The 20,042-nt window shown below is 70.3% G+C and carries 16 protein-coding genes; 6 read left to right on the top strand and 10 right to left on the bottom strand.

Annotation, left to right across the window (positions count from 1 at the left end; genetic code table 11):
- Nucleotide 1: 1 nt before the first annotated feature.
- Nucleotides 2–787: a hypothetical protein gene (locus tag WMF29_RS22640; protein WP_272092956.1), complete on the bottom strand. Its 786-nt coding sequence runs from the start codon at nt 785–787 to the stop codon at nt 2–4.
- Between the two features lie 195 nt (nt 788–982).
- A complete protein-coding gene (locus WMF29_RS22635; RefSeq protein WP_437330826.1) occupies nt 983–1,648 on the bottom strand; it encodes a dihydrofolate reductase family protein in 666 nt (221 codons plus the stop codon).
- Between the two features lie 317 nt (nt 1,649–1,965).
- Here WMF29_RS22635 and WMF29_RS22630 point away from each other — a divergent pair, with 317 nt between their 5' ends.
- Nucleotides 1,966–2,331 (top strand): ArsR/SmtB family transcription factor, encoded by a 366-nt coding sequence (locus WMF29_RS22630; protein ID WP_437330825.1) that lies wholly within the window; start codon nt 1,966–1,968, stop codon nt 2,329–2,331.
- On the top strand, nt 2,328–2,825 hold the full coding sequence (locus WMF29_RS22625; protein WP_437330824.1) for an SRPBCC family protein: 498 nt from the start codon (nt 2,328–2,330) through the stop codon (nt 2,823–2,825). The genes WMF29_RS22630 and WMF29_RS22625 overlap by 4 nt, the downstream gene beginning before the upstream one ends.
- 34 nt (nt 2,826–2,859) lie before the next feature.
- On the opposite strand, the gene WMF29_RS22620 is transcribed toward WMF29_RS22625, so the two are convergent.
- The 3 genes from WMF29_RS22620 to WMF29_RS22610 all read right to left on the bottom strand — a co-directional run bounded on the left by WMF29_RS22620 (nt 2,860) and on the right by WMF29_RS22610 (nt 6,448).
- Nucleotides 2,860–3,672 carry a phytanoyl-CoA dioxygenase family protein gene (locus WMF29_RS22620; protein WP_437330823.1) on the bottom strand — a complete coding sequence of 271 codons (813 nt, stop codon included), beginning with the start codon at nt 3,670–3,672 and terminating at the stop codon, nt 2,860–2,862.
- A 272-nt stretch (nt 3,673–3,944) separates the two neighbouring features.
- Nucleotides 3,945–4,523 carry a superoxide dismutase gene (locus tag WMF29_RS22615; RefSeq protein WP_437330822.1) on the bottom strand — a complete coding sequence of 193 codons (579 nt, stop codon included), beginning with the start codon at nt 4,521–4,523 and terminating at the stop codon, nt 3,945–3,947.
- Nucleotides 4,524–5,194: 671 nt separating this feature from the next.
- The gene (locus tag WMF29_RS22610; RefSeq protein ID WP_437330821.1) at nt 5,195–6,448 is read right to left on the bottom strand and encodes an acyl-CoA dehydrogenase family protein; all 1,254 of its coding nucleotides are present in this window, start codon (nt 6,446–6,448) and stop codon (nt 5,195–5,197) included.
- Nucleotides 6,449–6,719: 271 nt separating this feature from the next.
- On the opposite strand from WMF29_RS22610, the gene WMF29_RS22605 reads away from it, so the two are divergent.
- Nucleotides 6,720–7,673 carry a LysR family transcriptional regulator gene (locus tag WMF29_RS22605; protein ID WP_437330820.1) on the top strand — a complete coding sequence of 318 codons (954 nt, stop codon included), beginning with the start codon at nt 6,720–6,722 and terminating at the stop codon, nt 7,671–7,673.
- A 100-nt stretch (nt 7,674–7,773) separates the two neighbouring features.
- Here the strand turns inward: WMF29_RS22605 and WMF29_RS22600 are convergent, their stop codons facing one another.
- The 4 genes from WMF29_RS22600 to WMF29_RS22585 all read right to left on the bottom strand — a co-directional run bounded on the left by WMF29_RS22600 (nt 7,774) and on the right by WMF29_RS22585 (nt 13,722).
- Nucleotides 7,774–8,997 (bottom strand): GNAT family N-acetyltransferase, encoded by a 1,224-nt coding sequence (locus tag WMF29_RS22600; protein WP_437330819.1) that lies wholly within the window; start codon nt 8,995–8,997, stop codon nt 7,774–7,776.
- A gap of 102 nt (nt 8,998–9,099) precedes the next feature.
- On the bottom strand, nt 9,100–10,470 hold the full coding sequence (locus tag WMF29_RS22595; RefSeq protein WP_437330818.1) for a sigma 54-interacting transcriptional regulator: 1,371 nt from the start codon (nt 10,468–10,470) through the stop codon (nt 9,100–9,102).
- A gap of 112 nt (nt 10,471–10,582) precedes the next feature.
- Nucleotides 10,583–12,370, bottom strand: coding sequence for a hypothetical protein (locus WMF29_RS22590; protein ID WP_437330817.1), 1,788 nt, complete (start codon nt 12,368–12,370; stop codon nt 10,583–10,585).
- Between the two features lie 530 nt (nt 12,371–12,900).
- Nucleotides 12,901–13,722 (bottom strand): alpha/beta hydrolase, encoded by an 822-nt coding sequence (locus WMF29_RS22585; RefSeq protein ID WP_437330816.1) that lies wholly within the window; start codon nt 13,720–13,722, stop codon nt 12,901–12,903.
- A gap of 536 nt (nt 13,723–14,258) precedes the next feature.
- On the opposite strand from WMF29_RS22585, the gene WMF29_RS22580 reads away from it, so the two are divergent.
- Nucleotides 14,259–15,959: a DUF1592 domain-containing protein gene (locus tag WMF29_RS22580; protein ID WP_437330815.1), complete on the top strand. Its 1,701-nt coding sequence runs from the start codon at nt 14,259–14,261 to the stop codon at nt 15,957–15,959.
- Nucleotides 15,956–17,332, top strand: coding sequence for a DUF1552 domain-containing protein (locus WMF29_RS22575; RefSeq protein ID WP_437330814.1), 1,377 nt, complete (start codon nt 15,956–15,958; stop codon nt 17,330–17,332). The genes WMF29_RS22580 and WMF29_RS22575 overlap by 4 nt, the downstream gene beginning before the upstream one ends.
- Nucleotides 17,333–17,415: 83 nt before the next feature.
- On the opposite strand, the gene WMF29_RS22570 is transcribed toward WMF29_RS22575, so the two are convergent.
- Nucleotides 17,416–18,582 (bottom strand): S1C family serine protease, encoded by a 1,167-nt coding sequence (locus WMF29_RS22570; RefSeq protein ID WP_437330813.1) that lies wholly within the window; start codon nt 18,580–18,582, stop codon nt 17,416–17,418.
- A gap of 192 nt (nt 18,583–18,774) precedes the next feature.
- Here WMF29_RS22570 and serA point away from each other — a divergent pair, with 192 nt between their 5' ends.
- A complete protein-coding gene (gene serA / locus WMF29_RS22565) occupies nt 18,775–20,034 on the top strand; it encodes a phosphoglycerate dehydrogenase (RefSeq protein ID WP_437330812.1) in 1,260 nt (419 codons plus the stop codon).
- The last annotated feature ends 8 nt before the right edge of the window (nt 20,035–20,042 follow it).

Below are 20,042 nucleotides of genomic sequence, written 5' to 3'. Positions count from 1 at the left end.
TTCACCTCACCACGAGCTTCCCGGCCGACGTGACGCACGACTTGTTGGGCTCGGGCGGCGTGTCGCCAGATTCGCAGTCCACCGGCACCTTGTAGTCCTTGCCGACCGTCCCCTTCGGGTACCAGCACTCCGCGTCGAGGTAGCGTGTCAGGTAGTGGTCCCCGTCGGTCGACGACGCCTCGTTCGTCTTCCAATCCGTGCCCGTGTAGAGGATGATCGCGCCTTCCCCGCACATCCTCTCGGCCTCCTTGACGAGGTCCGGCCTCCAGATGGGAGCGGGCGCCGTGCCCTTCTCCGGCACCTTGTCGCACGCCGTGAGCTCGCGCGAGCCGTCGTCCTGGGCGCGGAGGTTCGTCCGCTCGTTCGTACCGAAGTTCAGGGCGCCGCTCACGGTGGTTGTCCAGTCCATGCCGGGGCGCTGCTGTCCGCCTTCCACGCGGAGCGAGGCATAGCCGCAGCCCTGCTCTCCCGAGTCCTTCTTGCGGAGCGCCGTCAGCATCTCGGCGCATTTGTCACGCGCCTGCTCCACGTACATCTTCCCATCGACGGTCTCGGTCATCCACTCGTTGCCCACCGCCAGCTTGGTCTTGTCCGCACAGCTCGCGGCCACGATGATCGCGTTGAAATACGCCTCGTTCGTGTCGAGGCTCTTCTTCGACGCGGCGGACGTCTCGTTGTACCTCCTCGCGAACTCGTCGAGCTGAGCCTTCTCCTCGGGGCCGAGCGACGCGATGAACGCGCCGCAGCCGAGCGGCGCCGCGCACGAGAGGAGCAGAATCGCCGTCAATGCCTTTGACCTGTATCCATTCATGGTGCGGTGCGATAGCGTTGTACGGATATGGCGTCAACGTGGATGCGCCCCGTACCGCGAGCCGGCGCGTGTCTCCGCATGTCGCGCGCTGCCTTCCTGTGCGACGGCGCCGTATCTTCGCCCACCCGCGCCGGGTGGATTCACGAAGGAGCTCTTCTCCCTGGTATCAAGCTACTTCGTCAGGACGACGTGGGTGGCGTGGTCCGTGGAGGCGTGCTCCGTGCATCGGTAGCCGAGGCTCACCGTATCGATGCCGGCGAGGAGGTGCTCGCCCCGGCCGAGGAGCACGGGGGAGATCACGAGGTGGAGCTCGTCGATCAGCCCCGCGGTGAGGTACTGCCGAACGGTGGCGACACCACCGCCGAGCCGGATATCCTTGCCCTGGGCCGCCTCCTTCGCGCGCTCCAGCGCGGCGTGGATGCCATCGGTCACGAAGTGGAATGTCGTTCCGCCCTCCATGGTGAAGGACTCACGAGCGTGGTGCGTGAGCACGAAGACGGGCACGTGGTAGGGCGGGTTCTTGCCCCACCATCCCTGCCAACCGTCGTCGGGCCAGGGGCCCCGCTGCGGCCCGAACATGTTGCGGCCCATGATCCAGGCGCCGAGGTTCTCGAAGCCGCGCGCGGCGAAGTCGTCGTCGACGCCCGCCCGGCCGACCGTGTCGCCGATCAGCGAGCCAGCGTAGTCGGCGGACATCTTCTGGAACGTCCTCGTGCCGAGGACCCACTGATGCAGCGCCATCCCTCCGACACCCATCGGATTGGCCAGATTCTGGCCGGGACCGGCGCCATGACCGTCGATCGAGATCGAAAACGCGTTTACACGAAGCCTCGACATGAACGCAACTCCTTCCGGCACAGGCATCGCCTGCGACCGTCCTGACGACCGTTCTTCTGAAGTAGCGACGAACGAGCCGGGCCCGGATCGACACGCCGACGAATTTTTTTTCTCTCGCTGGCCGGTTGTCACACGAAAGCGCTGTTAATTCAAATATTTAGGAGGTTCCGGGCGAGCGGACCGCCGCTGGAGCCGCTTCTCGTGGCGCTCGATGGCCTCGACGAGCTTCGCCTTGCGCTCCGAGGTCCGGCCGCGCGCGCAACCCCTCGCACGGTTCCGCTTGACCGACGTATGCACTGTGGTGTATATGTACCTGCATGCAACTGGACGTCTTCCAGGCGCTGGCCGATCCCACGCGCCGCCGCATCGTCGAGGCTCTCCTCTCTGGCGAGCAGCAGGTGGCCGAGGTCGTGGAGAAGGCCGGCATCCACCAGTCGGGCGTGTCGCGGCACCTGCGCATCCTCTCGGAGTCAGGTTTCGTGTCGATGCGCCCCGACGGGCAGCGGCGCCTCTACTCCCTTCGTCCCGAGCCTTTCCGCGAGCTCGAGGACTGGCTCGGCCGCTACCGGCAGCTCTGGGAGGAGCGCCTCGATCGTTTCGGTGCCGCGCTCGAGAAGAAGCGCGCGTCAGCTCAGAAGAACCCGGCCATTCAAGACGGCCCAACCAAGAGGAAGCGACCATGAACAGCGCAGTCAAAGCCCAGGCCCGATCCAAAGTCAGAGTCGAGCGCACCTATCGCGCTACGTTGCAGGAGGTCTGGGACCTCTGGACCACGCGCGAGGGCTTCGAGTCCTGGTGGGGGCCGCGAAACTTTCGGGCCGCCGTGGCGGAGCTCGACGCGAGGCCGGGCGGCGCCCTGCGCTACGAGATGATCGCCGCCACGCCCGAGATGGTCCGCGCCATGGCGGAGATCGGCCAGCCACCCTCGCACGCCGTCGCCTCCACCTTCGCCGAGCTCAGGCCCATGACACGGCTCGTGCTCCGCAACGTGATCGACTTCTTGCCCGGCGTACCGCCCTACGAGGCCGACATCGAGGTCGAGCTCACGGAGCTCGGCGACCGCGTGAAGATGGTGGTGCTGCTCGACACCATGCACAGCCCCGAGTTCACCGAGATGCAGAAGGAAGGCTTCACCAGCCAGCTCAGCAAGCTGGACGAGAAGTTCGGGGCGGCGTGAGCGTCATCCCCCACGGGGCGAGCGGCGTCGCGCGTCAGTAGGCGAAGGCCTGGTAGACCTCGGTCTCCTCCGTCTCCTCGCGCACGTCGAGCGACTCGACGACGGGATTGAAGCCGAGCATGCGCTTCGCCCGCTTCGACAGGTGGGAAAGGCTCTCGCGGGGCACCCGGATCGAGACCTCCGGGCGGAAGAGCCAGCGGCGGCTGTAGCCGATGACGACCATGGGCCGCGGCTCGCGCGAGCGGTTCGGGGTCCCGCGGTGGAGGCCGCGAACGTCGCGGACCATGACGTCACCGAGCTCCATGGGGATCGGATCGAGCGCGACCTCGCCCTGCTCGAGGCGCCGCATCCCCTCGGCCTTGGAGAGCATGTGCGTGCCGCGGGCGATCTCGATCGGGCCGTTCTCGGCGGTGACGTCGACCAGGGGGAAGTTGACGGCGAGCTGGAACGCGGGCGTCTCTTTCCCCGTCTCGGGGAAGAGCGGCGGCGCGTCGCGGTGGACGTCCTGGTAGTCGGACCCGAGGAGCGGGGTGTCGGTCGCGAGCTGGACCATGGTCATGTCGGCGCCGACGAGGCGCTCCACCACGCCCAGGATCGTCTCGTCTTCGTAGATGCGCGGCTCCGCGAAGGGGGCCCTGAACGGGAGCGTCACATAATAGCGACCCGGCCCCCGGTTCTTGAGGTGCCCCTCACGCGCGATGTGGGCGTCGAGGAGCGGCGCGAAGGCCTCACGCCACGAGAGCAGCAGGCGCTTCGGAATGAGGTTCTTTATGAGGCAGAACCCATCGCGCTGCGCCGCGTGGGCAAGCTCATCCATCTCGGCGCTCGTGCGGCGGGCGTGGCTCATGACTCGCGCCGAGCTTGGAATGGCTCGAGCGGAATCGTCAAGCCCAGCGCTCGCTCCCGGCGGGTTTATCCCCATCCCGCCTTTGCCGGAATCATCGTCTTCGGAGGAGAATGCGGCGCTCCAGGCGCCCGGCCCACGCGCGCGGGACGGGCAAACGATCTCCGCCTGACGAGGCCGACGCCCGCGCGGCCCCGCTCTGCGTCAGCTCAGGCCGATCGCTCTGACGCCTGGAAGCATGGCGGCCTCTACGCCGCCTTCGCGGAGCGCGTGGGTCACAGCTTCGAGGCGGCGTGGTCCCAGTTCACCAGGTTCCACCATGCCTCGACGTACTTCGCCCGGGCATTGCGGTAATCGATGTAATACGCGTGCTCCCACACGTCGCACGTGAGCAGCGGCGTCTTGCCCTCCGTGAGCGGGCACCCGGCGTTGCCCGTCTGCACGATCTCCAGCTTGCCGGAGCTGTTCTTCACCAGCCAGGCCCAGCCCGAGCCGAACTGACCGATGGCCGCGGCGCTGAACTTCTCCTTGAACGACGACACGCTTCCGAACGCCTCCTCGATCGCCGCACGGAGCGCGGCGGAAGGCTCACCGCCGCCCTGCGGCTTCATGCTGTGCCAGTAGAACGTGTGATTCCACACCTGAGCTGCCTGGTTGAAGACCCCGCCGGACGTCGTGCGGACGAGATCCTCGAGGCTCTTGCCCGCGAGCGCCGGGTCCGCTGCCACGAGCTCGTTTAGCTTCGTGACATAGGCGTTGTGGTGCTTGCCGTGGTGGAAGTCGAGCGTCTCCGCCGAAATGTGGGGAACCAGCGCGTCTCTGGAGTAGGGGAGCTCGGGAAGAGTGAAGGCCATGGTCTCTGTTCCTCGGGTTGCTTGTCGACGGCTGCGCGCTCGTCGCAGCCTGTTGTGAGTAGCTCGGTGAAGACCTTCGGGTGGCGCTCCGGCCACGGATCGAACGTCCGCGCATCGCGGCCAGACAGCCGCTCCACGTCGCCGAACCGGCGGCAACGTAGCAGCCCCGGTGGATGCGCGTGGCGCCTTGCCAATGAGTTGGCAGTTTTCCATCCATTTGGAGAGGCGGCCTCCCGGCCCGCGGTTCCGCTCGCCTGCCAGACCCGACAGATGGCGCCCTGTTCCATGCCTCGAACGCGGCCGTTCCAGATCGCCGTCTGGCGTCGCTCCGGGTAACGCCGCATACTCTGGACGTGATCCTTGAGCGGCCGCGGGCGGGTCTCGTATGCCCGCCTCCGGCCCTCCCGCACCGGTGGTCCCCCCACCGCGGTCGACCCGGTGTGCCCGATGGGCCTGCTCGGAGACACCGTCGCCGGGTCAGGCATAGCGCGATCACAGGGGCCGTCAATCCGATTGCTGAGAACGCTTGCTCGACCTCGATGACGCTGGCAGCCGCATGGCAGAGGCGGGCTCCTCCGGCGCGAACGAGCGGCGCCGCGCCTTCGCCGTGGCGCGCCTCCGAGAGCACCAGCGCGAGCGACCCGAGCTCGAGGGCGCGGGCGACGTCACTCTCAGTAGGCCCCCTTCGGCTCGAGGCCCAGCATGTGCTGGCCTACCATCGTGGACACGGCGTCCCAGTTGAGGGTGATGTGCTGGGCGATCGCGTTGCCGTCTCGCCACATGCGCTGGATGGGTTGAGCGAGCGCCAAGCTGCTGCCGCCGACGCACGAGAACAACGCATCGATGGCGGAGTGCGACAGCTTCGCCGCGTAGGCGTGGCCCCGCCGATTGCGGATGCGCTTCTCGACGCTCACGGACCTCCCCTGGGCTGCTGTCAGCTCCACCTCGGTGATGTCGCGGTCGAGGACGAGCCTCGCCGCGTCCACGGCGGCCGCCGCGTCGGCCAGGCGCGACTGGACGTGGGCGAACTGGCTCAGGCGCGCTCCCGCGCCGCCGATGCCGCCGCGCGTGACGCGGTCCTCACAGAGATCGATGAAGGCGTCGATGGCGCCCTGGGCGGTTCCCAGGAGCGGGGCCACGAGGCAGACGGGGATCGCCGAGAGGAACGAGATGCTGTAGATACGGTTGGGGTTCACAGCGGCCCCTGGCGGCGCGCCGGACGCGGCCTCGGCAAAGGTGAGCTTCCGGTGACCCGGGACGAAGGTCGGCTTGTCGAGCACCACGGTCTTGGACCCGGTGCCCGCTTGACCCGCGACGTGCCAGTCGTCCTCGATTGACCAGTCGGAGCGGGGCACGAGCAAGAAGCCAGCGTTGGGGGTGGCGTCGTTCTCCCTCGGAAACTGGACGCCCAGCACGGCCCACTGTGAGTTGTCGACGTTGGACGCGAAGCGCCACTTGCCCTGGATCAGGTATCCGCCATCCACCGCCTGCGCCGCGGCGACGGGCGAGTAGGAGCCGCACAGGATGGCCCGGGGACTTTCCCTCCAGACGTCGTTCTGCGCCTGCCCCGGGAACAACCCAAGCAGCCATTGATGGATCGCCCCCAGCGAGCACGCCCAGGCGGACGAGGTGCAGCCTCGCCCGATTTCGCTGATCACGTCGAGGAGCGCGGTGAAGCCGTACTCGTAGCCGCCGTAGCGAGCCGGCTGCATCAGCCGATAGAAGCCAGCGCGATGGAAGAGCTGGTTCGTCTCTTCCGAGACGCGGCGCTCGATCTCCGTTTGCTGGGCTCGCTCGCGGAGACACGGGACGAGCTCGCGCGCAGCGGAGACCAGAGCCTCGAGGGATGGCGCGTTGGCGGCGGGGCTGATCCGGCCGGGGGCCTTCATGACCGCAACTCTGATCGAGGACTGTTCGAGATTCATAAGCTGTCCATCGGCTGCATGCTTCTCCCTGGCGCGCGCTGCTGCTCGCTGGACACCATCTTCCGGATCGCATCCACCGCCGGAGGGGTCGCGGAGAGATCCTGGTTCACGGCGACCTCTCTGAACGCGTCGAGGTGCGCGCTGCGTCTTCAGGGGCCTCGGGGAGACAGGCGATCCCCGATCGCGGCCCGTGCATCCGCGCGGATCGCCGCGAGGCGGGACGTCGCGCCGGCGCCGCCACGCTTAGGGATCACGTCCGGAGTATGCGAAGATGCCCGGGACGGCGCTAGAGGGCGCCCTGGAACGGCCGCGTTCGAGGAGTGGAACGTTGAGGGAGCCCGATGATCTGTCCGGTCTGTCGATGTTCGTGCGCATCGTCGAGGAAGGCTCGCTCAGCGCGGCCGGCCGGGCGCTCGGCCTGCCCAAGGCGACCCTCAGCCGCAACCTCGCGCTCCTGGAGAAGCGGCTCGGCGCTCCGCTGCTGATCCGCTCCACGCGCGCGCTCAGCCTGACGGATACGGGCAGGCGCTTCTTCGACAAGGTCCAGCCCATCGTTCGAGAGGCGCAGCAGGCGACCGCCGAGGTCAAGATCCTCCACGCGGCTCCCTCGGGGCTGCTGCGCATCACCGCGCCCGTCGCCTACGGTCAGGCGGCGATCGCGCCCCGCCTGCTCTCGTTCATGAGGCGTTATCCGGCGGTCCGCATCGACCTGCATCTCCATGACGGGCGCGTCAACCTGGTCAATGGCGGCTACGACATGGCCGTCCGCATGGGGGCGATCGAGGACAGCGAGCTGATCAGCCACAAGCTCGCCGATATCACCATGGTCATCGTCGCCTCGCCGACCTGGCTGGAGCAGCACGACGTGCCCCAGAGGCCCGCCGACCTCGCCCGGCATGCGGCCATCGTCACGCGGCCCGAGCTCGTTCACTGGAAAGTCGGCGGGGAGACCGTGCGTGTCCCCTGGCGCATGAGCACTGGCAACATGATCGTCACGCGGGATGCCGCGAGGGCGGGGCTGGGCATCGCTTTCGTACCCGAGTTCCTCGCGCTGCCCGACCTGGAACGAGGGTCGCTGGTACGCCTGCTCCCGGACCTCGATCTGCCGATGATCCAAGCGACCGCCCTGTATACGCGGGCCGCCAGCCAATCGGTGGCGCTGCGCGCCTTGCTGGACGACCTCCTGGCCAGCCGGCCCATCGAGGCCGATGCCGCGCCGCCGTGACCCTGCCCGGGCGCGGGTGTAACCCCCCTCTGCTGCGACATGCGATGTGGTTACACCGGCTTTTTATCAGGTGGGGTGAGGGGGAACGAGCCGGCGCCCTTCAAAACCTGTCTGCCAGCGTGAGCTGCGGGTGCTGCGCCGGGAAGAGCACCGGGACGAGCCGGGCGGCGTCTCCGGTGAGCCGGAGCTTCCCCGCGTCGCACACCTCCACCGGCGCGTCCGACCCGAGGAGGAGCCGCGCCACCGCCCAGCCGCCGCGGACCGCGCTGCGCGCCCCAGCGGCGCTCCGCCCGTGGACGACCTCGACGCGGCCGCGGTCGAGGCGGAGCGTCGCCGTCTCCTCCGGGCTGGCGAGGGTGAGCGCGCCGCGGTAGCCCGCGAGCTCGGACGCGGCGAGCCGGGCCGCGAGCTCCGGCGCCATCGCCGCGAGGCACCCCGGGAGGTCGACGACCCGGACCATCGCGGCGCCGCTTTCGGCATACCGCTGCTCGTAGCGGCTGTTCAGGGTCCGGAGCCGCGCGGCGAGCGCCGAGCGGTAGGGGAGCGTGTCGAAGCGGAGCTCGGGGAGCGCCTTCCGCCGGCAGAGGGCCCCGAGCGCCGAGAGCACAGCGTCCGGTGCGCCGGTCGCCTCGGCGCAGACGAGCCGGTTCCTGCCCGCCTGGACGACGACATGCCCTTCGGGGCGCTCTCGATCAGCGCCCCAACACCAGGCCTCGACGTCCTTGCGCATGCCGCTCCACGAGCGCAGAAAGGTCGGCCGCACCGCCGTGCCTGTGAGGCCGGCGTTCCACCGGTTGTGCAGCCGCACCAGCGCCTGCGTGGGCGCCGCGGGGATCCGGCGGAGCCCCCGCGGCGGAGGCAGCGTGGCCGGGAGGTCGGCGAGCTTCACGCGCCACCGCGACTCGGGCCAGGCCGGCACGTAGCCGAACCGGTGGTAGAAGTCGTCGATCCCGAACAGGATCGAGAGGTGATAGCCGCGGGCGCGCATGCGGTCGAGGCTGTGCGGAGCCGTGCGGGCCATGAGCCCCTTCCCGCGGTGGGCCGCCTCGGTGGCCACCGCGCCGATGCCGCCGCAGCGCACCTCCGCCCGACCGATCCGCATCCGGTAACCCCACACGCCCCAGTGGGTGACCAGCGCATCACCGAGGAATCCGACGGCCGAGGCGTCCCAGTCGTAGTGGCTGTGGTTCACGTACCAGGCGGCGCAATCGGCGCGGAAGCTCGCGTAATTGCCAAAGGTGCGCGCCGCGATCTCGATCACCGCCGCCGCGTCGGCGACCGGAGCGGGGGAGCGGACGGCGAGGGGCGGCGTCTTCAGAGGCATACCCGCCCTCGGTAGGAGCGGTTCGTCCACGGCGCGGGATCGAGCATGGTTCCCTCCTATCCGGCCCCCGCCAACCCTGTCCAAGTTTCCGACGCCGCGGCGCTACCCCTCGGGATCGCGCTCCGGCCCCAGCCCGTGCCGGTGGAGAAGGCGGTACAGGTACCGCCGATCGAGCCCCGCGGCGGCCGCGGCCCGCGAGACCTTGCCGTCATGGGCGCGGAGCAGCGCCTCGAAGTAGCGGCGCTCGAAGTCCGAGAGGACCCTGTCGCGCGCCTCGGCGTACGGCACGCTCGCGTCGACCGGCGGCGGGGCGTTCACCGGCGCGAGCTCGCTCACGGGCGGCGGCGCGCGGAACACGAGGTACTGCTCCACGTAGTTCCTGAGCTCGCGCACGTTGCCCGGCCACGCCGCGCGCTTCAGGCGGGCGATGACCTTCGGCTCCCGCAGCGCCGCGGCCTCCTCCGGCGTCGCGTGGAGCGCGGCGAGGAGATCGTCGAGCAGCGCCGGGATGTCCTCCGGCCGCTGCCGGAGGGGCGGCATCGGGATCCGCACGACCGCGATCCGGAAGTAGAGATCGGCCCGGAAGCGGCCCGCGTTCACCTCGGAGCGCAGGTCCCGGTGCGTGGCCGCGATGACGCGCACGTCGACGGTCCGCGCCGTGTTCGTCCCGACGCGGCGGATCTCGCGCGCCTCGAGCGCCCGCAGGAGCTTCGGCTGCAGGTCGAGCGGCAGCTCGCCGATCTCGTCGAGGAAGATGGTCCCGCCCGACGCCTCCTCGAAGGCGCCGACGCGCTGCTCCGCCGCGCCCGTGAACGCGCCCTTCGCGTGCCCGAAGAGCTCGCTCTCGATCAGGTTGCCGTGGATGGCCCCGCAGTCGACGACGACGAACGGCTTCTCCCGCCGCGCGCCCCGCTCGTGGATCGAGCGGGCCGCCTGGCTCTTGCCGGTGCCGGTCTCGCCCTCGAGCAGCACGGTGACGTCGCGCTCCGCCGCCCGGGCCAGGAGCGCGAACACCCCGCGCATGGCGGCCGACGCGCCCGAGAGCGCGCCGAACCGCGCCTCGTCCCACAGCGGGAGGCGGTTGTGCTCCGTGCCGAACTCGAAGCGCGCCACGGTCTTGCCGACGCGGATGAGGCTGCCGGTACGCAGGAACGCCTCGACGACGGAGACGCCGTCGACGGCCGTGCCGTTGCGGCTCTTCAGGTCGCGGACGCGCGCGCCGGCCTCGTCGATGCGGATCTCGCAGTGGAACCGCGAGACGGTGGGGTCCGCGACGACGAGGTCGTTGCCTTCGTCCGATCCGAGCGAGCACCGATCGGCGGAGGAATCCCACACGACGCCCCGGGCCGGCCCCTCGACGAGCTCCAGACGGAAGCGGCGCACCGCGCCCGCGCCGTCATCCGCGGGCGAGCCGGTGTGCGTCAGCGTCTCGGGGCCGCCTTCGGCCGCCTTGCTCGGAGGTCTGCTGGGCACGCGGCCACGGTATCACAGCGGGCGCGGGGGCCATCGCGCAGCGCTCGGGCGGCTCGAACGCGCGCCGGGCGGCTCGAGCGCGCGCCCGGCGTCCGTGGGGCCAGCGCCGCGCTCAGAAGAACCCGATCGGCCCCGGCGACCACGGGAACTCCACCGCCTCGCCGACCGCGGGCGGTGCGACGCGGCGGAGCCTCCCGTCGCGCCACGCCAGGATGACGAGCCCCGGATCCTCGAGCGGCGCGCCCAGATCGACCTCGAGCCGCGTGGGCCTCCCGTCCGCGACCTCGGCGACCCGGATCGTGGCGCCGCACTGGCCGACCTCGTAGCCCGCGGCGATCGGCGAGGACGGCGCGCGGTAGAGGGTCTCGAACGCCCCGGTCAGCATCGTCCCGCCGATGGGCCCGAGGGAGAACGAGGACGGGCCCGTGCGCGTGAGGCGGTGCGTGCCCTTGTTCATGGAGAGGATCGACCAGCAGGAGAACGACTCGGGCGACTCCAGGGCGCGGATCGCCTGAGGGTACATGGCTGCCATGGGATCCGAGGCGGCCGCGATGAAGACCCGCTTGCGTGGCGGCGCCTCGATCTCCGCGCTGCGGGCGATGTCCTCGACCTTGCGCGCGATATCGATGCTCGATGAGGTGGCGGCGAGGAACAGGAGCGGCGCGATCCCGAGGTGCACGGCGGCGAGGAACCAGGCGCCGGCGCGGCGGGGCCATGACGCGACCCCGGGCGAGGCGGCGCGGCGCAGCCCGCGCAGGACGACGACGGCGAGGAGCGGCGCGATCCCGAGGCCCGGCATCAGGAGCAGGCGCGACCCGGGGAAGCCCCCGAGGCTCGTGAAGAACGCGAGGAGCGCCCCGGGGACGAGCCAGCGCAGGGCGGCGCGCTCGCGCTCGGGGACCGCCGGGAGGCAAGCGCGGTAGAGGAGGGCGACGCCGGCGGCCGCCGCGAGCCCGACGGCGATGAAGGGGAGCTTGGGGAGCGGGACGGAGAGATCCGCAGGTACGGCCACGAGGGCGCCGCCGATCAGGATGGGCAGCCGCTCCGCCGCGGCGGCCACGAAGGCGAGGGGGCTTGTGAGCGGGTCGATATACCCGCCGGTGTGCGCGGCGCCGCCGCCGAACGCCTTGTACGCGGCGAAGTACCCGAGGAGGCCGAGCGCCGGGAGCACGCCGGCCGCCCGGGCGCGCCAGCCGTCCGCGCGGCCCGGCGGCACGGGACCGGCGACCTGATAGGCGATCCAGTACGCCGCCCCCCCGAGCGCCGCCTCGCCGCCGAGGAGCCCGATCCCGAGCCCGAGCGGGCCGAGGTACAGCCCGGGCCGCCACCCTTCCTCGCGGTAGCGGAGAACCGCAAGCAGCCCGAGCACCACCGGGAGCGCCGCGAGCAGCAGGTGCTGGCACGCGATCCAGCCGGCCGGGTGAACGTGGTTCCCGCTGATCGCGAAGATCAGCAGCGCGAGCGCCGCGGTCGCGCCCGGGAGCACGCGCAGGAACAGCCTGCCTGCGGCCGCGACCAGGGCGACATAGAGCGCGATCGAGACGAGGTGGTATCCGAGCGGGGTGTCGCCGAAGACCGCGCGCTCCAGCGTGAACAGCGCGCTCGCCAGGGGGCGGACAAGGTGGATCCTGAGCTCCGGATCGGTCCACCACGGCAGCCCGGAGATGGAGACGGCAGCCCGTGTCTCCTCCGGGGCGCCCGGGAAGAAGTTGTAGAGATCGTACCAGGGCGGCGAGCCAGGGATCAGCTTCGCGAGGTAGCAGAACAGGATGTAGTCATCGGCATAGAAGGCGATCGCCACCGTGGGCAGCGCCAGGGCGAGCGCGGCGAGCAAGACAGCCGTGAAGAAGCGAGGGTGGCTGAGCCACCGCGCGAAGCGATCGGAAGGATCCGGTTTCATTCGGGCCCGCAACGTAGGGTATGGCGCGCGCGCCGTGTAGATGGACCGGGGCGCTACGCGCGGCGCCGCTGTACCTGCGGCTCACTCCATCCATGGGCACGGGCCGTGGAAAAATGTGAGATGTATTACATTTTTGCAATAGCGAGGTCTCCTGAGGGGCTGCGCTGATCGAGCCCTGTCGCCGAGGAGCGCGGCGTGACCCGGACACGTAATCCATCCGTTCGGCGCACAAGGCGGTCAGGACGCGCAGCTCCGTGACATACACGCTGTGTTCGCGGCGAGCGCGACGGCGCGCATCGTCGCCGATGTTCCGGCTGGACTCGGACAGAGCGAGCGAATGAGGCACGTCATCACTCCTGAGCCTGTCTCGGCCCCTGCCTGACTCCTCTGCTTGAGAATTCACACGACGGCAACGTCCGGTGCTCGCCCGCGCTCTCGGTGTCGAGGTCGAGGCGAACGCGGCGTCAGGGCAGGGTCAACGTCGTCCGGTAGATGATCGTTGGCCCGCCGCAGCTGTGCCCGGACGGCCGTCAGCGCACCTCGGCGGCGGCGTCGCGGATGAGCTGGAGGAGGTCGCGCCGCATCTCGCCGCTCACCGTGTGGCCGACGCCGGGGTAGCTCGCCAGCCTCGCCTTGACGCCGCGCGCGTCGAGCGCCGCGATCGCGTCGCGGGTCGGGCCGATCGGGACGCGCCGATCGTCCTCGCCGTGGAGCGCGACGAGCGCCGGAGCCGCTGCGCCTGCGCCCGCGAGCACCGCGGGGGGGACCCAGCCGCCCATGGGGAAGGCGGCGCCGACGACGCGCGGGTGGTGCAGGGCGAGCGCGAACGTGAGCGCGCCGCCCTGGGAGAAGCCGGTCACGATGGCCATTCCCCGCGTCGGCCGCTCGGCGGCGACCCGCTCGATCGTCGCCGCGAGCGCGGCAGCCGCGCGCAAGATGCCCTGTCCGACGTCATCGCTCGCGAGCGCCTGCTGGAGCGGAAACCACGAGTAGCCGCCGCCGTACGGCGCGAGCCCGCGCGGCACGACGAGGCGCACCTTGAAGTCGGCGCCCGACAGCAGACCCGCGAACGACTCGGGCCGGTCGCCGAGCCCGTGAATCGCGATGACGAGGGGGAGCGCCTCGTTCCGGTCCGCGCCGCCCGTGACCTCTTCGAGGTACTCGACCGCGGCGGCGGGGGCCGTCGCGCTCGCGGCAGGCGCGGCGGGAGGCGCCTGCTGCTCGGTGACCGCCGCGCCGCCCCCGGGCGGGGCTGCCCGTCGCTCGCACGCGGCGAGCGAGACGAGCGACGCGAGCGACGCGAGCGCCAGCGCAGACCAGGCGTGGCAGCGGCGGAGGCGAGAGGGGCGCATCGCGGAGATGCTTGCTGAACCCGCTGCGCGGCAGCAACAGCGAACTTCCCGGCGGCAACACCGCACCCGCCTCGGCGGGCCTGGCCAGCCATCGAGATCTCCTGCCATGGCCGGCATGCATGGGAGATCACACACACGAGTAAGAAGAGTTTTGGGTGCCGTTGGATTTGTCTGCTCCAGGGCGATCGCCGCGCATCTGCCATCGACCAAGATTTTTTTTGGGTTGTTAGTAAAGTGTATTTCCTACATAACTGGATCTAGCTGCTTGGCTTAGAGCGAACGAAACCTCTTGTCGCCAGGCAGCCGATGGTCGGCGCGTCGCGTCGTTGCTCCGCGACGCCCTGCTTCAGCAGGGCGCCTCGTCGCACCCGGCGCTGCGCCCACCGTCGGCTGCCTGGTGCAGTCCGGATTTGTTCGGAGCCTTTCTTCAGGAGAGGTCGGCGACCTCACCGGCTTATCGATTGACCATCTCGTCGCGATGGCGGCCGAGGTGTGTCTCCTGCGTACACAATCGATCTGCTCATCAGGAGAGCTCGATGATCTCACTGGCTTGTCGATTGACCGCCTTCCCGCGGTGGCGGCGGCTGCTCGGCGCGCAGCTGAGCGTCGCTGCGCTCCTGATCTCGGGGTGTACGGGCGCCGTGGGTGATCCGCGGGAAGGCGAAGGGGATGGCGTCATTCCGGGCGGGCCGACAGGGCCCGAGGTCGCCGAGCGCAGCATGTTCCCGCGGCTGACCCACGCGCAGTGGGAGAACACGGTGCGCGACCTCCTGCGCCTCGACGACACGCCCGGGCTCTCGGCGTCGTTCACGAGCGACCCGCTCGGCGGCGTGTTCGACAACAACGAGGCTGCGCTGCTGGTGGCGCCGGGCCTCTGGGGCGATTACCAGCGCGCCGCCGAGGAGCTCGCGGCGATGGTGACCGCCGACCAGGGCAAGCTCGATCGGATCGCGCCCGCGGACCTGCCGGACGCGCCGGAGGCGCGGGCGCAGGCGTTCGTCGAGCGGTTCGGCGAGCGGGCGTTCCGGCGCCCGCTCACGGCCGAGGAGCGGGATGCGTACGTCGCGCTGTTCCAGCGCGGCGAGGAGCTCTTCGAGGGCGAGGAGCCGTTCGCCGCGGGCGTCCGCGCGGCGATCGAGGCGTTTCTGCAGTCCCCCCATTTCGTCTACCGCGTCGAGATCGGCGCCGGTCCGGCGGAGGGCGGGCTCATCCCGCTCGGCGGATACGAGATCGCGACCAAGCTCGCCTACACCCTGTGGAACACGATGCCCTCCGACGAGCTCCTCGAGGCGGCGAAGGCGGGCGAGCTCTCGACCCGCGAGGCCGTCCGCGCCTACGCCGGGGGGATGCTCGAGGACCAGCGCGCCCGCGAGGTCGTCGGCGCGTTCCACCGGCAGCTCTACGACTACGAGCAGTACCACGACCTCAACAAGGACCAGGCGCTCTACCCCGAGTTCGTCCCCGAGATGGGCGACGACATGCAGCGCGAGGCGGAGCTCTTCGTGGATCACGTCGTCTTCGACGAGGAGGGCGGGCTCACCGACCTGCTCACCGAGCGCACGGCGTTCGTGAACGATCACCTCGCCGCGGTCTACGGCGTCGAGGGCGACTTCTCGGACGAGTTCAAGCGGGTGGAGCTCGACGAGGCGGAGCGCTCGGGGCTGCTCACGCGCCTCGGCTTCCTCGCGGCCAAGGCGACGGCGCGGCAGCCGGACTCGATCCACCGCGGCGTGTTCGTGAACCTCAGGATCCTCTGCGCGGCGCTGCCGCCGCCGCCCGACAACGCGACCTCGCTGCCGCCGGGCGAGCTCGCGACCAACCGCGAGCGCGTCGAGGCGCACACGGGCAAGGGGACGTGCGGCGCGTCGTGCCACGGGGTGCTCATCAACCCCGCCGGGTTCGCCTTCGAGCATTACGACGCGATCGGCAAGTACCGCACGACCGACAATGGCGCGCCCGTCGACTCCGCGGACGTCTACACGCTCGGCGGCCAGCCGAGGAGCTACGCGGATGCGGTCGAGTTCAGCCGGCTCCTCGCCGAGAGCAGCGAGGCGCACGCGTGCTACGCGCAGCGCTGGATCGAGTTCTCCCACGGCCGCGGCGTGCGCGCGGAGGACCGGGCGCTCGTCGAGGAGCTCGGCGAGGCGTCGCGCGGCGGCGCCTCGACCAAGGAGCTCATCGTCCGGATCGTCTCCTCCACCCCTTTCCTCGCTCGCGTTCCCGCGGAGGCGCCATGATCACCCGACGACGTGTGCTTCGAGGCCTGTTCGGCGTCACGGTGGCGCTCCCGTTCCTGGAGACCTTCGCGCCGCGCCGCGCGGCGGCCGGTACGGGCGACGTGCCGCCCTTCGCGATCTTCATGCGCCAGGCGAACGGCGTGGCGCAGCAGGTCGGCGACGAGCCGGAGATGTTCTGGCCCAGCGCGACAGGCCCGCTGACCGCCGAGTCGATGGCCGCGGACGCCGACCGGGCGGTGAGCGAGCTCAAGGACTACGCGAGCCGGCTGATCATGGTGCGCGGCGTCCGCTTCGCGTTCCAGGGCAACGGCTGCGGCCACTCCGGCGGCGGCAACCAGTGCCTGACGGCCGCGCAGGTGTCGGAGGATCCGGCGGGCAACGAGTCGCTGGCGATGGGCGAGTCGATCGACAACCGCATCGCGACCGAGCTCAACCCGGCGGGCGTCGAGCCGCTGACGCTCTACGCGGGCAGGATGGCCGGCTACATCAACGAGGTGCTCTCGTACCGCGGGCCGAAGCAGCTGCGCGCCGCCGAGCGCGACCCGTACAAGGCGTACCAGAAGCTCTTCGGGCTCGCCGAGGTGGACGCCGCGGCCGCGGAGGCGCTGGCCGCGCGCCGCGCCAGCGTGAACGACCTGGTCCGGGAGCAGATGCAGGCGCTCATGGGCCGGAAGGACCTCAGCAAGGGCGACCGCGAGCGGCTACAGCTCCACTTCGACAGCATCCGCGACCTCGAGGTCGGGCTCGCCTGCGCGCTCCCGCCGGAGCGGGTCGCGGAGATGGAGGCGATCTCCCCGAACGTCGGCAGCTACGACAACGTGGAGACCGTCACCCGCATGCAGATGGACATCATCGCGCTGGCGATGGCGTGCGGCGCGACGCGCGCGGCGACCCTGCAGGTCGGCGACGGCAACGACTCGACCGAGTACACGATCCACGGCGTGCGGCAGAAGAGCTTCCACAAGATCTCGCACCGCATCGACGGCGACGGCGAGGTCGGCCCGCCGATCGAGGGCGCGCAGGAGCTGCACCACCAGATCGACCGGATCCACGCGCGGATGTTCAAGCACCTGCTCGACAGGCTCTCGTCGTACGATCTCGGCTCGGGGACGCTCCTCGACCGCGGCGTGGCCGTGTGGCTCAACGACCTCGCGGACAAGTACCACGCCTACTCCAGGGTCCCGTACATCCTCGCCGGCGGCGCCGCGGGTTACCTGAAGACCGGCCAGTTCATCGACGAGCGGATCACCGTCAACAAGCTGCTCAACACGATCGGCGCGGCCGTCGGCTGCACCAACGGCCAGGGCGGCCCGCTCGACGACTTCGGCGACGAGAGCCTAGAAGGCGGGCTAGTCGACACGATCATTGCCTAGCCTAAGAGAGGAGCCCGCCCGCAGCGGGCGAGCTCCGCCAGCGCTCGGGTATATCGGGAGGGGGGCAGCCGGAGGGGGGCGGCTCAGCCGAGTAGCTCGACGGCGACCTCGATGGTGGCCTTCTCGCCGTTGGGGCCGCGGAGCACGTCGACCTTCACCTTGTCGCCCGGCTTCTTGCCGTCGAGCACCTGGTACAGCCCGTCGTAGTCCGCGACGGGCGTGCCGTCGATCCCGACGATCACGTCGCCAAGGACGAGCCCGCGGTCGCCCTCGGAGAGGCCGTGCAGGCCCGCCTTGTCGGCGGGGCCGCCCGGGACGACGCTCATGATGATGAGGCCGCGGATGCCGTTGCGCCGCTCGAGGCGGCGGGACTGATCGAGCTGGATGCCGAGGCCGACCTGCTCGGCCTTCCCGGTCCGGATGATCTGCGGGACGATCCGCGCGATCGTCGTCGACGGCACGGCGAAGCCGATGCCGGCGGAGCTGCCGCTCTTCGAGAAGATCATCGTGTTCATCCCGATGAGGTGCCCGTTCGAGTCGAGCAGCGGGCCGCCGGAGTTGCCGGGGTTGATGGCGGCGTCCGTCTGGATCATGTCGCGGATGGTCACCTCGCCGACGCCCTGGACCTGGCGCCCGAGCGCGCTGATGATGCCGGTCGTCAGCGTGTGATCGAGGCCGAACGGGTTGCCGATCGCGATCGCCTTCTGCCCGACCTCCAGCGGCTCGCGCAGGGGCGCGACCTGGATCGGCTTCAGCATGTCCTTCGGGGCGTCGATCTTGATGACCGCGATGTCCTTGCGCGGCTCGACGCCGACGAGCTTCGCCGGGAACGTCTTCTCCCCCTGGAGCCGGACGACGAGCGACTGCGCGCCGGCCACGACGTGGTAGTTCGTGACGATGTGCCCGTCGGCGTCCCAGACGAAGCCCGAGCCAGAGCCCGCGGGCACCTCGACGGCGGTACCCCAGAAGCGGTCCACCACGAGCCGCTGCTGGGTCACGAAGACCGTCGAGGGCGCGACGTCGCGGAACACGGCGATCGAGTTGCGCTCGTCCTCGATGAGCGCGCCCTTCGAGGGCGGGACGGGCGGCGGCGTCGTGTCGATCGTCGCCGACGCCGTCGGCGCGTCGGGGACCTTCGTCGCGTTGGGGGACGGTCCGCTGGGGCCGGGCTTGCCCTTGCATCCAGGGGAGGCGGCGAGCGCGGCGACGACGAGGACGGCAGGGAGTCGAGCGTGTCTGCGGTGGCGCATGCGGCGCAATCTAGCTTGCTATTGGCAGGGCGTCTCCCCTGCGGCGCGCGGCGGGGCGGCGCGGCAGTCTGCCGCGCGCAACGAATGCGCGGGACGGTCGCGCCCTGGCATCGGCGCGCATTGAACGTGTCGCCGTCGGGTCGGATCCTGGGATGCAAAAGGGCGAAGTTGCGGTAGAGGTGGCCTTGACGGATGAAGCCCATGACGCCCTCAGCAACGAAATTCCAGACGACCCCCCCTGTCGCGAAGGAGCCCGTCAAGGTGCTCCTGCTCGAGAACATCCACCAGAGCGCGCACGAGCTGTTCCGGTCGCGATCGTTCGAGATCGAGACGCGGAGCTCCGCGCTGAAGGAAGACGAGCTCATCGCCGCGCTCGCGGGCGTGGACATGCTCGGCATCCGGAGCAAGACGCACGTCACCGCGCGCGTGCTGGAGAAGGCGGACAGACTGATCGCCATCGGGTGCTTCTGCATCGGCACGAACCAGGTCGACCTCGACGCGGCGAACCGGCGCGGGGTGCCTGTGTTCAACGCGCCGTTCAGCAACACGCGCAGCGTCGCCGAGATGATCATCGGCGAGTCCATCATGCTGGCCCGGCAGCTCGGGGACAGGTCGCGCGAGGTGCACGCGGGCACCTGGAAGAAGGTCTCGAAGGCCTGCTACGAGATCCGCGGCAAGACGATCGGCCTCATCGGCTACGGCCACATCGGCCAGCAGCTCGGCGTGCTCGCCGAGGCGATGGGCATGCGCGTCGTCTACTACGACATCGCCCAGAAGCTCCCGATGGGCAACAACCGCGCGCTGCCGACGCTGCAGGCGCTGCTCGCGGAGTCGGATTTCGTCTCGCTCCACGTGCCGGCCACGCCGGAGACGCGGGAGATGATCGGCGCCGCCGAGCTCGCGCACATGCGCAAGGGCGCGTACCTGCTCAACGCGAGCCGCGGCTCGGTCGTGGTGATCCCGGCGCTGGCCGAGGCGCTGAAGAGCGGCCACCTCGCGGGCGCGGCGATCGACGTCTACCCGGAGGAGCCGGAGTCGAACTCCGACGGCTTCCTGACCGAGCTGCAGAAGCTCCCGAACGTGATCCTGACGCCGCACATCGGCGGCTCGACCGAGGAGGCGCAGGAGGCCATCGGGCGCGAGGTGTCGCGCGCGCTGACGCAGCTCGGGACGACCGGGGCGACGACGGGCGCGGTGAACTTCCCGAACGTCGAGCTCCCGCCGCTCAAGGGCACGCACCGCATCCTCAACGTCCACCGCAACGTGCCTGGCGTGCTCCGCGACGTGAACCGCATCGTGTCGGACGTGAACGCCAACATCGACAGCCAGGTCCTGTCGACCGACGCCAACATCGGTTACCTGATCATGGACCTGTCGCAGGACGTGTCCGCCGAGGTGAGCCGGCGCATCGGGGCGCTGGAGACCAGCATCCGCACCCGCGTGCTCTACTGAAGCCGCGT

This window comes from Sorangium sp. So ce381 (genome assembly GCF_051473845.1).
GTDB lineage: Bacteria > Myxococcota_A > Polyangia > Polyangiales > Polyangiaceae > Sorangium > Sorangium atrum.
The sequence above is the reverse complement of the archived record's forward strand: the minus strand, read 5'-3'. Positions and strand labels throughout refer to the sequence as shown.

Bases quoted from the DNA above. Each gene is read 5' to 3' on its own strand.
- WMF29_RS22635 (WP_437330826.1), bottom strand. From the start codon at position 1,648: ATGTCGAGGCTTCGTGTAAACGCGTTTTCGATCTCGATCGACGGTCAT.
- WMF29_RS22630 (WP_437330825.1), top strand. From the start codon at position 1,966: ATGCAACTGGACGTCTTCCAGGCGCTGGCCGATCCCACGCGCCGCCGC.
- WMF29_RS22625 (WP_437330824.1), top strand. From the start codon at position 2,328: ATGAACAGCGCAGTCAAAGCCCAGGCCCGATCCAAAGTCAGAGTCGAG.
- WMF29_RS22620 (WP_437330823.1), bottom strand. From the start codon at position 3,672: ATGAGCCACGCCCGCCGCACGAGCGCCGAGATGGATGAGCTTGCCCAC.
- WMF29_RS22615 (WP_437330822.1), bottom strand. From the start codon at position 4,523: ATGGCCTTCACTCTTCCCGAGCTCCCCTACTCCAGAGACGCGCTGGTT.
- WMF29_RS22610 (WP_437330821.1), bottom strand. From the start codon at position 6,448: ATGAATCTCGAACAGTCCTCGATCAGAGTTGCGGTCATGAAGGCCCCC.
- WMF29_RS22605 (WP_437330820.1), top strand. From the start codon at position 6,720: ATGCCCGGGACGGCGCTAGAGGGCGCCCTGGAACGGCCGCGTTCGAGG.
- WMF29_RS22600 (WP_437330819.1), bottom strand. From the start codon at position 8,997: ATGCCTCTGAAGACGCCGCCCCTCGCCGTCCGCTCCCCCGCTCCGGTC.
- WMF29_RS22590 (WP_437330817.1), bottom strand. From the start codon at position 12,370: ATGAAACCGGATCCTTCCGATCGCTTCGCGCGGTGGCTCAGCCACCCT.
- WMF29_RS22585 (WP_437330816.1), bottom strand. From the start codon at position 13,722: ATGCGCCCCTCTCGCCTCCGCCGCTGCCACGCCTGGTCTGCGCTGGCG.
- WMF29_RS22580 (WP_437330815.1), top strand. From the start codon at position 14,259: ATGATCTCACTGGCTTGTCGATTGACCGCCTTCCCGCGGTGGCGGCGG.
- WMF29_RS22575 (WP_437330814.1), top strand. From the start codon at position 15,956: ATGATCACCCGACGACGTGTGCTTCGAGGCCTGTTCGGCGTCACGGTG.
- WMF29_RS22570 (WP_437330813.1), bottom strand. From the start codon at position 18,582: ATGCGCCACCGCAGACACGCTCGACTCCCTGCCGTCCTCGTCGTCGCC.
- serA (WP_437330812.1), top strand. From the start codon at position 18,775: ATGAAGCCCATGACGCCCTCAGCAACGAAATTCCAGACGACCCCCCCT.